General features: G+C 63.7%; 10 protein-coding genes. 2 read left to right on the forward strand and 8 right to left on the reverse strand.

From position 1 onward, the window contains the following. Positions 1-23 precede the first annotated feature (23 nt). Positions 24-1,250, forward strand: a complete 1,227-nt coding sequence (locus tag NF556_RS19785; RefSeq protein WP_252592904.1) for a hypothetical protein — start codon at positions 24-26, stop codon at positions 1,248-1,250. Here the strand turns inward: NF556_RS19785 and NF556_RS19790 are convergent. From NF556_RS19790 to NF556_RS19805, 4 genes are all read right to left on the reverse strand, one after another. Continuing rightward, positions 1,247-3,826 (reverse strand): heparinase II/III domain-containing protein, encoded by a 2,580-nt coding sequence (locus NF556_RS19790; RefSeq protein WP_252592905.1) that lies wholly within the window; start codon positions 3,824-3,826, stop codon positions 1,247-1,249. The genes NF556_RS19785 and NF556_RS19790 overlap by 4 nt on opposite strands. Positions 3,827-3,932: 106 nt before the next feature. Then, positions 3,933-4,853, reverse strand: coding sequence for a sulfotransferase (locus NF556_RS19795; protein ID WP_252592906.1), 921 nt, complete (start codon positions 4,851-4,853; stop codon positions 3,933-3,935). A 39-nt stretch (positions 4,854-4,892) separates the two neighbouring features. Further along, on the reverse strand, positions 4,893-6,137 hold the full coding sequence (gene wecC, locus NF556_RS19800; RefSeq protein WP_252592907.1) for a UDP-N-acetyl-D-mannosamine dehydrogenase: 1,245 nt from the start codon (positions 6,135-6,137) through the stop codon (positions 4,893-4,895). 434 nt (positions 6,138-6,571) lie between these two features. Further along, a complete protein-coding gene (locus NF556_RS19805; protein ID WP_252592908.1) occupies positions 6,572-7,546 on the reverse strand; it encodes a sulfotransferase family protein in 975 nt (324 codons plus the stop codon). Positions 7,547-8,398: 852 nt separating this feature from the next. Between NF556_RS19805 and NF556_RS19810 the strand changes: the two genes are divergently transcribed. Beyond that, positions 8,399-9,088, forward strand: a complete 690-nt coding sequence (locus tag NF556_RS19810; RefSeq protein WP_252592909.1) for a sulfotransferase — start codon at positions 8,399-8,401, stop codon at positions 9,086-9,088. A 23-nt stretch (positions 9,089-9,111) separates the two neighbouring features. Here the strand turns inward: NF556_RS19810 and NF556_RS19815 are convergent, their stop codons facing one another. The 4 genes from NF556_RS19815 to NF556_RS19830 are packed head-to-tail and all read right to left on the reverse strand — an operon-like array spanning position 9,112 to position 13,359. Further along, the gene (locus tag NF556_RS19815; protein ID WP_252592910.1) at positions 9,112-10,179 is read right to left on the reverse strand and encodes a glycosyltransferase family protein; all 1,068 of its coding nucleotides are present in this window, start codon (positions 10,177-10,179) and stop codon (positions 9,112-9,114) included. Further along, on the reverse strand, positions 10,176-10,790 hold the full coding sequence (locus tag NF556_RS19820; protein ID WP_252592911.1) for a hypothetical protein: 615 nt from the start codon (positions 10,788-10,790) through the stop codon (positions 10,176-10,178). Before NF556_RS19820 ends, NF556_RS19815 begins: the two co-directional genes overlap by 4 nt. A 28-nt stretch (positions 10,791-10,818) precedes the next feature. Then, the gene (locus NF556_RS19825) at positions 10,819-12,924 is read right to left on the reverse strand and encodes a glycosyltransferase family 2 protein (RefSeq protein ID WP_252592912.1); all 2,106 of its coding nucleotides are present in this window, start codon (positions 12,922-12,924) and stop codon (positions 10,819-10,821) included. Then, positions 12,925-13,359 (reverse strand): hypothetical protein, encoded by a 435-nt coding sequence (locus NF556_RS19830; RefSeq protein WP_252592913.1) that lies wholly within the window; start codon positions 13,357-13,359, stop codon positions 12,925-12,927. Positions 13,360-13,367: the final 8 nt, after the last annotated feature.

Below are 13,367 nucleotides of genomic sequence, written 5' to 3' on the forward strand. Positions count from 1 at the left end.
TGACAGCAGCGCAAGGGAGAACCGTGAACGCACCTGCCCGTGACTACCGTCGCTTCGGGGACGTGTCGGCAGAGTGGCCCAGCCTGGTCGCCTTCCTCAACGGCACCTGGCCCTCCGGGGTCAACAGCATCCGCCTCCCCCAAGACAATCACCTTGATCTGTACATCAGGGGCAGCATCAATGCCGCAAGGAAGCAGCGAACTACACTCCCGGTCTTCTTCACCGGGGCCGTCTCCACGCGCGACGGCAACCCCGGCCCCTTCTTCTCTGGTCTGCGTCTCGGCACGGAAATCGCCGACGCCTTCGTCTCCATCGCCGACCCCACGATGAGTGACAACGCCTACCTGCGCCTGGCCTGGTACACCGGCCGAGCGGGAGCCGCCCTCCAGGCCACGATCGCTGCAGTACTCAACGCCGTCGCCCGGCGAACCACGCAGGAACTCCTGATGATCGGTGGGAGTGGCGGTGGATTTGCCGCCTTGGACGCAGCAACACGCCTGCGCCACCCTGCGTCCGTGCTGGTCTGGAACCCGCAGACAAATCTCCTCGACTACTCGCCGGGGCCGGTCCTGGACTACTTGAAGGCCGTCCTCCCCCGCACACCGTCAGACATTCTCCGAATGACACGCAGCGAACGCTCGGCGGCCCTCACTTGTGGCGGCATCACCCACGAGATTACGCTGCCCACCCGGCGGCTGAACTCCCGGCTACGCCGCATCGTGTACCTCCAAAACAGCGGTGACACCCATGTGAGGGATCACGCCATGCCCTTCTTTGCACGGGCAGGCTTCGAGGACCTGGGAGACGGCTTATACGGCGACCAGGCGGATTGCACGGCCCTCGTGGCTGACATGAGCCCCGGCCACAAGCCACCATCACCGGACACGATCCGCTATGTCGCCCAGGCCCTGATCAATACCCGCACCACCGGGCGACGCGTGCTCAGGAACATCGAACGAGACCTCCACGAGGAGAGCAGCGCACAGACCCCGGCGGCGCCGCAGCGTCGCCACACCCTGACGGTCGCCGGCCCAGGCATACTCCGGGCGGGCACCTCGGACGCCGGTGCAAGGTCCTATGCCTTCCACATCTACCGCGACGACGCACGCATCCACGAAACCGGGTGGCTCCGCGAGTCGAGTTACGAGTTCGCGGTGACCCCCGGCCGCTATCTCGTGCGCGTCTACGCGCTGTCGCCCTCAGGAACACGGTCGGCGCACAACACAAATTCACTCGTCGTGCCTGGCTAACCACCCCACGTGACGCGGTTGGTGGTCATGGCCTGACGCGTTTCGGTCCCTTCGTGGCGCACGTAGACACGCGCACGATAGACACCAGCCGCAAGACCGACGAACCGCCAGGAACGCAGTCCCCGCCGGTAAGGCACACGCTCGACGACTTTCTCGCCTCGCAGCAGCCGAATCTCCGCACTCTGGCTCGGAGCGATCCCAGGGAGCGCGACCTCCAATCCGGAGTCCGTCCCCACGAGCGCCAGTCCGTCAAACGGGGAACCTTCATGCTCTTGGATCCAGTCGAGCAACTGGTCTTGGGCAAAGTCACGGAACGCGGGCCCGATGTCCGAGTGCGTGAGTCCATCCACCTCGTGAACGGTCCAGTGTTGGTGCCCGCGGCGGGTCAGCGCGTCCACGAGATCGGGGACGTGCCGTTTCAGGTGATGGTCGCGGGTGCCCACCACAAGGTCCAGCCTTGTCTCCGGATCAATATCACCTAGGGCCTCCGGGATGATCCGATCGAGCCACTCGGCATCCTCAGAGGTTGTCCCTCCCGCCATGAACTCCTGGATGTTGGGTCGATTTCTCGACACGTGGAAGCCGATGTTGACCTGTGGTGCTCCAACGACGATCCGGCCGACCTTCAGGTTGGTGCCGTGAATGATCGCCGCGGACCCGCCCTTGGAGGAGCCAACGACGGCCACTCGCTCGAGGGGGATCGAGCACCTGTTCATCACCGACTGCACAAGCCGCGTCACGGCATCGCGAATATGTGTTGAGCGGTGGTCCGAGAAGTAATACGCTCCACCCTCGCCGAAGTCGTCCAACACATAGAGTCGATTGACCGGCAGACCGTCCAGCAGTCGCTTGTAGTTGTAGGTGAAACTCCCGTCAGGTGCCATGGCGGAGAACGCAACTACGAGGTTCTTCGACGCGGGGTTGGTCTCCAACAGATAGTTGACGGGAACGTCGTCCTGCCATGTCCTCCAGGGCGACCTCGGGGCTGCCACCCCCCAGTCACGGTAGAACCACTGACTGTTGCGAATTGTTGTTCGCAATGAGGCGTTCACACCGCGCAGCCTGATGCGCACCACCGTGCCCGGCCGGTGATCTCCGAACTTCGGAAACCGCATGGCCCGAACCCGCCCTGACGCACTCGGGCGCTCGAGGCTGACGGAGAGCGGAACATCTGCCGACCACACCATCTCCAGAGCCTTCTCACCCGCCACATACAGCTCCACACCATGGCTGCGCAGGAAGGTGTGCACCCCCGGCCCGACATGCCACAACACCTCATAGTCATGGTCGAGCTCGTCCGCGGACTCCAGCGTGTCGGTGACAGTGACGGCCAGGTCCTCGCCAGCCTGGTCCACAGCCACTTCCCGGGCATGCGTGGCCGACGCCGATCGCGTGTTGACTCCTCGCACGTGCAGGCATCGCGCGTCAGGACCAGCTCCCAGATCCTCCAGCGACACACCGCCCGGACTCTTGTCCACCCTTGGCAGAGAGCGTCCGTCGACAACGACGGTATTGTGTGCGAACTGCGAGAACGCGTACTTGGTGAGCGGGTTGTCGTACTCGTACCCATACGGGCCAGCCTCGGTCAGGAGCCATCGTCCACGACCGAAGAGGGTGAGCGCCAAGTCGTCGTTGTGGTGGTGATACTGCGACAGGTAAGCAGCCTTGAAGGTGATCTGGTAGGCGTTCGGATCACTCCACGAGGTGCGGTGGAAGGCATAGCCACTATCGGGGAATACTGCGGTGGCCTCCGTCGGTTGCACCCCGTCTGCCCCCTCGCTGATGGCGTAGCGGTATGCCTGGCCGGCGAACGTGTCACGGTGTCCGGTGTTCCGCACTCGCGCCACCTTCGTGTCCCCCAGCGGTGCGAGATATCCGTTCGGGAGGATGGAGTGCACGGCAAACCGCTCTGCCCGGTGGTATATATCAGTCAGGAGGTCACTGGCAGGCGCCTCGAGTTGCCGTAACACAGGGAGTGCGTCGCGCAGGAACCGAGCAACCATGAGGTGGTAGCCGGGGCTGTTCTCCACGTGCGCGCCGTCCCGCGCGAAGGCACGTGTGAAGTACTCCTCGAGGCGAGCGACGGAGCAGTCAATCACGCGCTCCAACTCCAGCTGCGACGCGAACCACTTACCCCCGGCGGCGTACCTCAGCAGCGCAAGGTCCTGCAACATGCCGTGATTATTGAGGCCAGCGTGGAACGAGTCGTCCATCAGCAGTCCTGCTGTGGAGTTCGCCAGTTCCGTCAAGCCAGCCAGGCGCTCATCATCAAGGGCGTGCCAGTGGTCGTCGAGAAACCGCACGAGTTGCATCAGGCGTTGCCCGGTCGTCTCGTCGTGATAGGCCATGGAGGAGTCATCGACCTGCGGTGCCACGTCCTTCCACCGCAGGAACATGTCAGCAACCGTGAGCACCGACTCCGGTTGGTGTGGATCTTCGGCGTCCAGGTATGTCCGGTGCCAGTCAGCCAGGAACAGCATTCCGTGGATATAGCGGCCGACCGTGCGGGGCAGCGGCCGAAGCCAGCACCTGCCGTCCTCGTAGTCGACCTTGGGGAGGTTCGGGTGAGTGATCACCCCGTCCTCGAGAAGGTGCCTGGCCCGCTCCCGGGCCGCGGGTCCGTGCGTGACGGGGACAAAGATGTCGGTCAACTCGCGACTGGGCCTTCGCGCAGTCGGAGCCTCATGCATCGGTAACCGGATACCCGAAGTAGCCCCCCAGAGCGGCGAGCTGCTCCTGTGCATGGCGCCGCGCTTGCGCGGGGACCGTTGGCGCCGCCCCGACGAACAGGTTGGTGGACCGAGCGCCGGAGCTCCCAGCGAGTCGCTCCGCGGACTGCGCCTGAATCGTGCGCTCGAGCCGGTCCGCATCGAGCGGAGTCCCAGTCAGTGCACACACCGCTCCGAGCACGGGCAGGGGATCGGTCAGCAGATTTTCGTAGCGGACAACGAGGTCAAAGACCTGCTCCTTGGCAGCGGTCAGGAACTGCTTGATCGTGACGATGTTCTGCTGGAGGTAAGCCATGTCGTCGGCGTCCGGTGCAACGTCCTGCCGGTACTCACCCTTGCGAAACACACGGGACAGGCAGACGTCCACGGGGTTCCTCAACAGGAGCACGCGGAGTGTTCCAGGGTCTGCTTTGAGGAAGACATCAGGATTCGCGGAGTGCATGGAGTGGACCACCGTTGCTGTCGCATCGTCCGACGTGCCTCCGGCGTGCAGGAGATGGAGCGCGTCCGTGAACGTGGCACCGTCCACACCCTCCAGGCCGCGGATATCGTCGTGCAGGACCCGCGGCAGGTAAACTTCGCCGGCGCCCAACATGCCCGCCCCGTCCACGAGCATGTGCTCAAGCCAATGCGACCCCGAGCTCCCGATGTTGGCGAGGTGCACCGTGCGTCGTCGCGTTCTGGAGCGCTGCTGCGCGGCGGACCAGAGCGATGTCAGGACCTCGTCCCGACCACGACCGGTCTCCACGGACAGTTTACGAAGTCGCTGGTTGATCTTGCGCGCCTGCCGCTGGGCCCGCTCCGGCCAGAACTTCTCCGGTGAGCGGCAGTAGTCTAGGAACAGGCGTTCGCCACTGGCCTCGGTGGTGGTCATCGATCCACTCGTCATCACGCGTCTCTCTCGGCTGTGGGTTCAATTGCGCCAGATGCCGCGGGTGTCGATGACGTGCTTGCCGTCCAGCGTGGTGGTGTCCATGGCCTTGAACTCCTTGTGGTCTACGAGCAGCACGACGACGTCGGCTGCAGTGATGGCGTCATGCACGGGTGTCAGGACCAGGTTGGTGTGCCCTGCGAGCTTGGCCGGGAGTTCGGTCACGTTCGGCTCCACCGCGAGCACCTTGCCCTGCGGCAATGCCTCAGCCAGCAACCTAGTGATGTCCAGTGCTGGGGACTCGCGCATGTCATCAATGTCAGGCTTAAACGCCAACCCCAACGCCGCCACCACCGGAGAATCCTTGCCCTCAGCTGCTTCCAACACCTTGGAAATCACATACTGCGGCTTGGCGTCATTCACCTCACGCGCCGTGCGGATCAACCGCGCCTGCTCCGTTGCCGCAGACACGATAAACCACGGATCCACCGCAATACAGTGCCCACCCACCCCCGGACCCGGCTGCAAAATGTTCACCCGCGGATGCTTGTTCGCCAACTCGATCAACTCAAACACATCAATCCCCAACCGCTCAGAGATGATCGACAACTCATTCGCAAACGCGATATTCACATCCCGGAACGAGTTCTCTGTCAGCTTCGCCATCTCCGCCGTCGTCGCATCCGTCAGGAAGATGTCCGCGTGACAGAACACCTCATACAACTCCTTCGCACGCTGAGCCGCGTGCGAAGTCAACCCACCCACGATCCGGTCGTTCTCCACCAACTCGACCATCACCCGCCCCGGCAACACCCGCTCCGGACAGTGCGCCACATCCACCGTCATCGCATCCGGCTCAGCGTTCAGGTTCAACTCCGGACGCGCCGCCAGGATCCGCTGACCCACCCGCTCCGTCGCCCCTGGAGGAGACGTCGACTCCAGAATCACCAACTCCCCACCCGAGAGCTGCGGGATAATCCCGTCCGTCGCCGCATCGATATATGACAAGTCCGCCTCGTGCCCGTCCTTGAACGGCGTCGGCACCGCGATGATGTACACATCAGCCTTCGGCGTGTCCTTCTGCGCCGACAACAACCCCCGCGACACCGCCCCCGCCACATGGATCCCCAGATCCGGCTCAACAAACGGCACCTCACCCCGATTCACCGCATCAACATGCCGATCACTGACATCCACCCCCACAACCCCAACACCGTTGCTCGCCAAAATCGCCGCCGTCGGCAAACCGATATACCCCAAACCGATCACCACAACACGCTGACCCACAACACAACCTCACTCCCGACGACAACGACCACCGCCACACTACTGCGTAAGACCTCCTGGGTCCTCTGCCGCTCGTGCGGGTTGCGGCTCTCGGTTGAGAGTCGCGTAGCGGGCGGCTCCAAACTCCACTGGGGTAATCATGCCAAGGCTTCCCTGCAAGCGTCGCTGGTTGTACCAGACACAGCGGCCAGTGCGGTCAGGCCCGGAGCACCTCCTCCTCCCCGCTCGAACGCCACGTCTTCTTGCCCCCAAAGCCTAAGGAGAACGTTCACCCGGCAGCTCGTGACTACGCCTCGTGCCAGCAGACCATGCGACGTGCCAGACTGGATTGCTACGCGACGTGCCACGCGGCGGTGTGGACATCCGCATGACGGTGAAGTTTGAACACCCGAATCCATTCGTTGTCTCAATGTGGCGGACGTCGCGCGCCTGGCTCAGCGCAATAAGTTCAGTGCCTTGGCTGCGTCGGCCAGCGCCTCTTTATAGCCAACGCGCCGCTCCGCCTGCGCCGCCCGGCGGGTGCGGTCTCGCACGATCATGTCGGAGGCGGTGTACAGGTTTCGGAAATTAACCCGGTGCCGATCCACGCTGGCGATGTACTCGGACTGTTCGACCTTGCCCCGAGCGTACATTTCGAGGTCGATCCAGAGCGCACTGGCAATGTTGCGCAAAGCGAGCGGGATCCGATTGCCATCCCAGGTGCGCCGAACCCGCCGCAGTTCGGGGTCAACAAATTCATCGACCCGAGCCGCGTCAGCTCCATTGAGGTCCAGTTGGAGATCGCAGCACTCCTGTAGCGGTGCCAGTTCGCGACGCCAGTCGCTCAACAAGTCGGCATACATAATCGAGTGCCGCTGGCCCATTCGAGTGGCCTCCTCGGCGACAAGGTTGAGATTGATCCACCCGGCTAGCAGCGCCGTCTCCGCCCGCAATCGTTCACTCCCCTCCCTGCCCGGCGTGTAGTGGCGGGAGTGGCTGGACACCACCTCCGCAGGGTGACGCAACATCGTGACATAGCAGACACGCAAGCCCATTTCTGCTGCCACCTCCGCCCACAGCGAAGCCACCCACACCGTCCGAGGGTCCTTGACGACGAGCCGGGTCTCTGAGGCTGATACGGCGTCAAGCCAGTCGTGCAACTCAGCCTGGTAGTCGCCTCTTCGGGCGGTCTGCAATACCCGCGACGAGGCCAACGGGTCACCATCAGCAAAGACATACCCCGACGCCGCCAAGATACGTTGGTGAAAGTCCACGACCCACTGCGGTTCGAAATGCCCGCGCGGGTTTGACGGGTCGGCACTCACAACCGGCGGCGGGACATGGAAGCCCAAGTGGCTCAGCACTCCGGCTAGCGAACTCGTACCGGAGCGGCCGGCGCCCACCACGAGGACCAGCACCCGATCTGTCACGACATCTCCTCCGATCGTGGGAGGCACGGGGCCCCTCAGTGACTCCAGCCGACTCTGCCAGCGACCAGTGCGGTCTAGCGCAACCAACTCTACCTACCTCGGTGGTGCGACACGTGGGGTGTCCTGACCCCAGGGACTGCGTCGCGGCGTCGGTGAACAAAACTCAGGCTCCGCCCCCGCGAGCTGATGACGCGACGCCCGACTATCACGTGTGAGGAAGCACGACCCACTACAGCACCCAGGCGCAGCCATCAAGGTGTCGCCGCTTATCAAGTATAAATTACCGTGAAGACCTTGAGTCACTCACGGCGGTGAACGGTCAGCACCACGGTATACTCGGGTAACAAGGCCTCTGGCATCGTGCACGCGTGTCTCGTCCATTGGCAGATGCAGAACGTGCAGATTGATATCGGCGTTCTGCCGCCAGACCGGTGGCACATTTGGGCCCCGGCCTGCACAGCTTCAAAGTGCGTTCTCTTTCCAGTGATTACAACCCGCAAGATCACAACCCAGATGTCAGCCCCGCAACTGCACCGGCGGTGGACGGCGAAAGTCAACCTTCCGGCGGCCCATCCTGGCCACCACGCACGGGCGGGACACATGGACTGCTCCGGGGCCGACAGGTTCAGAGCTCGACAACGCGCCGCTGCGCCCCACAAGCATCCCGGCGTCTTGACCCACCATTCCTCCCCTCAGCGGGGGCCGCACCTTCCAGCCAGGGTCTGCCACCGATGGGGTGAACCTCACCGACAGCCGTGGCATGCGTTGCGTGTGGGGGACGGTAGAGGGACTCCACGATCTCGTAGCCTAAGGTTTCTATGTCTCCGCAATCCCGCCAGGAAGGCCAGCAGCATGCCAGACACGAGTGGCAAGGATTTTTCCCACCTGTTCATCGTCACCTACGGCCGATCGGGCTCCACGACGCTCCAGGCTCTCCTCAACTCGATCCCTGGTTACCTCATTCGGGGGGAGCACCATCAGGCCCCGCATTTTCTGTATCAGTACCATCAGACGCTCCTGGCTGACCACCGTCGATTCAAGGATCTCCAGGAGCGTGAAAAGAACCCGATCGGCCCGCTCACGCCGTCCAATCCATTCTTCGGAGTCGACGACTTTTCGGTCGATGTTGCCCTAAGCGAGTATGCGAAACTCATCACAACCACGATTCTGCGTCCCGACCAGGAAACGCGGGTCACTGGCTACAAGGAAATTCGCTGGTACCAACCCGACGTCCTGGACTTCATCGAGTGGCTCCGATTGGTGTTCCCCGGCTCGCGTTTCCTGATCAACTCGAGGCGTCATGAGGATGTCGCCCAGAGCAAGTGGTGGGCCCAGGATCCGGACGCACTCAAAAAATTGGCCCGCATCCAGGAAACGTTCACCGAGGTTGCGCAACGCCTCGATCATCTCGCGTTCCATGTGCAGTATGAGGAGTGGAACGGCAACCCGGAGGCATTCCGGTCGCTCTATGAGTGGCTCGATGAGCCGTTCGACCTCGAGGTGGTCGGCGACGTGCTGTCGCGATACCATTCTTTCAAGTAGAACGCACCCTTTCGGGCGACTCCTCAGAGATCGAGGGCGTCGAGCATCTGCTGACGCACGTGGGTCTGATTGCGGTGGAAGTGGCACCCACTCCTCGCTCGGGCGACGATGTCATCGTGCACTCCGCCGACGAGGGCCCGCTCGATGTCAGACCTCAGGTCAGTGGGGGTGAACCGTGGGCACCCGTGGTCGCCGAAGTTACTCCACAAGCCCGCCCGGAGATTGCGCCCCGCCTGGAGACCTACCGAACCCTGCGCGCCCACGGCCAGCGTGAGTGTGCCTGCGGCAACCGCGCGCGTGGCACCCATGCCCGCCGTGCAGGTTGCTAACGCGCGGTTGAAGATGCGTGGGACCTCGTCGTGGTCGACCCACCCGACGAAATTTAGTTCCACTGTCTCGGGCACACCCTCGCGCAGGCGGCTCTCGAAAAGCGTCTTCTCAGGCCCGTCGCCCATGACCATCAACTCCAGGGGGCGACCATCCAGCACCTCCGAGATGCCCTGCACCAAGCTGATGGTCGGGTCGATCTGAGGCAACTTGTCCTTGGCTAACCTCGCGGCCGTGGCCACGACTGGGCGTTCCTCCGCCAATTTCTCGGCGAGCCTCACCAGCGGCAGTTCGAAGACCCTGTCGGGAGCCCCGTTCGCCACCACGGCGACCTTCCAGGGCTCGACCTTGCCGATGCGGACCACGAAATCCTGGATCGCCGGGCTGGCGACTAAGAGGCACTCTAACTCGTGGGACCAGTGGTTGATGTGATCCAGATAGCTGCCATGGATCATGTGATAGATGGGCGCGCCGGTCCGGCGCCTCAGGGCTCGCGCCAGGTTGCTAGCGAGTGGACCGTGCGAAAAGATCTTGTCCCACGAGCGATCGACCAGGCATGGGTCGACGGCTGCCTGCCAGTCGACCCAATCCACCTCGATGAACCCTGCGCCTGCCGCGACGACAGTGTCCTTGAAACGTCCGGGCCCACCGGCGACCGTCACCGTGTGGCCTTCGGCGATGAGGTCCCCCACGGCCGTCAGGGCCCACTCATGGAGTCCGCCCCAATCGGCGACGGTCCGCACCGGCATGAGCACGTGGGTCATGCTGTCTCCCTCTCTGCCTCGAGCCACAGGATCCTGAGGTCAGCCGCATCCACCAGGTCCTCCAGGGCAGCCCGCTGGTCGCGGGTGAGCGCCTGGGAGATGCAAGCAGGTGCGACGATCCGCGACGCCGACGCCTGCTCGGCGAGCAGCACGGGCACGGCCAGCCACGCCGCGGGACGATCCAGCGCATGCACCCAGGAGTTGGTGCAGGTCACCCAGCGGTCGCCCGCGAGCAAGCTGCCGGATGCCCGGTGGCTGGGCATTTCCGTCAGCGAGATCACCCGCCGGTCGGGGATGTCGAGCGCAAGGTCAGCCAGACCCTCTAGGCTGCTCGTGATGCGTAGGTCCGTGCCCGAGCCGTGGACATGAGTGAGCGGACCGTCTGCACCGGTAACGGCACCGTCCAACCCCACATAACCCGCAACCGCTGCTGCCGCGCGGTGCGTCACTGGGCGGTCGATCTCCAAGACCTCACCGACCTTTGGACCCAGCAGAATAGCAGTCGCGACACTCAGCCGAGCACCGGTCAGGCCCGAGACGTGTCCGGCGATGATCAGTGGGGGGATGGGCCGGACCACTTCGCCGAGGACTGTGTCAACGAAGTCGAGCACGGTCTCACCCGAACTCGCGTACGCAACCTCACATCGCATCGCTCCCCCTTTGCTGGTAGCTCTCGAACAGTCGCGTGCTCGCGCCCGAGACGGCGATCACCTCACTAGGGACCCCACGCTCCACTGCCTCACGCAACAGGGGCATCGCGTCCCTGGGGTGCCGCACACCCAACACTAAGACGCTGAGGCGCCCGTTCTCCTCGAAGTTCACGCTCATGGACCGGCGCAACACCACGGGGTGCTCCTCTGGCCGACCGTCCAGTTGCAGCCAGGGGAGATCTCCCTCCGCAGTCAGCACCAGGAGCGCCCCGGCGGGATGGGCCGCCTTCACATCTCGCAGTGCCTTGCCCAGCCGCCCTTGCAGCCAGGCCCGCGGGTCGGTCGCCTCGGGATCTCGTGTCAGTTCCGAGCGCTGCGACGCCTCATAGCTGACACCGAGGATCCCTGCGGCGCGGATATCCACCATGTCGTCCCACTGGATCCGTCCCACCCCGCCCGCCTCGGCCAGCGGGCGGTCGGTATCTAGATCCATATCCGAGGCGATGAGGTCGAGCTTGTCGTGCAGGTCCATCGCGAGGATCTTCTTCCCAACCAACCCATTGATCCGAGCCGAGCGCACCACAAGCCGGTCGGGCAGATAAGCACCATACTCGGCGAACAGCGTGTCTTTGCGGAGATGCTGGGGATAGCTGAGCTCCTTGCCGCGCGTGGCCATCTGTTTGCGGCCCGCAAAACTGGCGCTGAAGGTGCTGTTCATTCGCGTGAGAATCGCAGTCGAGCGCTGGCGGCGGCCATCGGTCTGGCTCACCTGCTGCTTGTGCACGCGCCGAAGATAGAGAACCCGCTGCGTGTGGCGCCACCGCAGGCCGCTGAGCACGCTGCGGATGGCCAAATTGTGGTCGATGGAACTCGACAGTGACTCATCGTATCTCAGCTCTTGGACCATGCGCGTGGGCAAGATCCAGGTGGCGTGCCCCGGGGTTTGACCGTTGTGCGCGATCAGATCTCTCCCGAATCCCACTGGTGTCAGGTGCAGTTGGAGCTGTGCGGTCTCGTCATCGAAGTTGACCCACGACCCGTAGGTCGCCTCGTGACTCCCGTCCAGCGCCGCAAGACCTGTGGACAGGCGCCACGGGAGCATGATGTCGTCGTCGTCGTGAACCGCCGTGTAGTGCCCTACCGAGGCGTCGGCGGCCCGGTTTCGCGCAGCACTGATACCTTTGGCGTCCTGACGGATGTAAGTGATGCGTACGTCGTCGATGCCCTCGACAACTTCCCGAGTGTGATCGTCCGATCCGTCGTCGACGACAACGATCTCGAACTCTTGAAAGTCCTGCGCGAGGACGGACAGGAGAGACTCCTTGAGATAGTCCGCCCGGTCGCGTGTCGCGATCGGCACACTGACCAACGTGGGGCGCTTCTCCGGCGGCACGGCCCATACCGTGAGGTTGCGGTAGATGGACCCGTCGACCCGGACCTGCTCACGTCGCCGCTCGCGGACCCGTTGGCTCGTCTCGTCAGGGTCCAGTCGCAGGCCCGGGAGTAATGCCGCGACGTCGATCATCTCAGCAAGGTGATGTGTGTCGCAGATCCAGCCCGCTCGTCGCATCCGGGCCACGAAGTCCATGAAGAGGGCACCGGACAGAGTCGGTCGCTCATCGAAGCCCCGGAGGTGCAGGTAGTCCTCGGTCGACACCCCGATCGCGAGCGGGGACTCCTGGTGCACGTCGCGACTAAAGTCGCCGTCCACCACGTCAACGTGGGACAGCGGCGTCGGGAGCGAGGGTGTGGCGATGACGCGGCGCCCCATCGACGCGAGCCACTGACGGCCTAGCCGAGCGGGTATCCCGCCGTGGAGCTCGCCCGCCGGCAGCACGGGCCCGTCGAGCAGGATGAGGAAGTCGGCGTCAGACTCGGCCGCCATGACGTTATAGGCAGCACCAGTGCGCACGTCGCTAGGGAAGACCCTGAAGGCAGCAGCGGAGGGCAACTCCACCTCGGGGCCTTCAACGAGGACGCCGACCGTCAGGTCATGGTCGTCCGGGACCGCAGAGGTGAGGAGGTCCAAGTATGCCTCGACGGCGGAGTCCTGACCTTCACCACACCGGATGAGAGTGATCACGTGAGTGCGCACTCAGGCCTCCTTTGCCTCGAGCTTGAACCCCGTGAGGGTGGCGACATCCATGCCGTGGCCGAGGCCGTGCAAGGTCGCGCTCGACACCTGGAACCATCCACTGGCCACACCCCCGAGGAGTTGAGGTCTCTGACGTGCGCGCCGCGACCACGGGACCAGGGAGAGCGTGACGACATCGAAGGGATGCTCGGAGTGAAACTCCGGAGAGATGTACTTACCTTCAGCACTCGGCTCGATATAAGAGAATTTGGTGTCCAACCGATCCGAGTAGAGCCAGTTGTAATGCTCCAGTGAAACATTCTCACCCCGGTATCCCACGGAGATGCATAGGAGGAGATCACCTTTCTGAACGTCCTGGTGGTCCAGATCGAGCCCTACGACAGCCGTCCTCGCATCGGCCTGGAGACTCAACTCAGCCCACTTCACCATGCTCACTCGTCATC

It is taken from the genome of Ornithinimicrobium faecis, assembly GCF_023923225.1.
Classification (GTDB): domain Bacteria; phylum Actinomycetota; class Actinomycetes; order Actinomycetales; family Dermatophilaceae; genus Ornithinicoccus; species Ornithinicoccus faecis.

What these genes read in the sequence shown, in the direction of transcription:
- NF556_RS19810 (WP_252592909.1), top strand. Translation starts at nt 8,399, where the DNA reads ATGCCAGACACGAGTGGCAAGGATTTTTCCCACCTGTTCATCGTCACC.
- NF556_RS19815 (WP_252592910.1), bottom strand. Translation starts at nt 10,179, where the DNA reads ATGACCCACGTGCTCATGCCGGTGCGGACCGTCGCCGATTGGGGCGGA.
- NF556_RS19795 (WP_252592906.1), bottom strand. Translation starts at nt 4,853, where the DNA reads ATGACCACCACCGAGGCCAGTGGCGAACGCCTGTTCCTAGACTACTGC.